Raw genomic sequence first — 249 nt, forward strand, 5'->3', positions numbered from 1 at the left:
GGGTCGTTAGCTCAGTTGGTAGAGCAGTTGGCTTTTAACCAATTGGTCGTAGGTTCGAATCCCACACGACCCACCATTTTTGAAACCAGTTAACGCTGGGATCAGATCTTAAGATCAGACGCCAAAAGCTCTGTTCGCAGAAGGCGCCTTTAAAAGGTGCCTTTTTTTTACCGGGGTATAGCGCAGTCCGGTAGCGCGCCTGCTTTGGGAGCAGGATGTCAGGAGTTCGAATCCCCTTACCCCGACCAT

2 tRNA genes are annotated in these 249 nt (G+C 51.0%); both read left to right on the forward strand.

The annotated features are described in order from the left end of the window. Positions 1-76 (forward strand) — tRNA-Lys (locus K0F88_RS32150). Between the two features lie 95 nt (positions 77-171). After that, positions 172-248 (forward strand) — tRNA-Pro (locus K0F88_RS32155). Position 249: the final 1 nt, after the last annotated feature.

Source organism: Pseudomonas sp. UMAB-40 (assembly GCF_900095275.1).
In the GTDB taxonomy this organism is placed as follows: Bacteria; Pseudomonadota; Gammaproteobacteria; order Pseudomonadales; family Pseudomonadaceae; genus Aquipseudomonas; species Aquipseudomonas mandelii_B.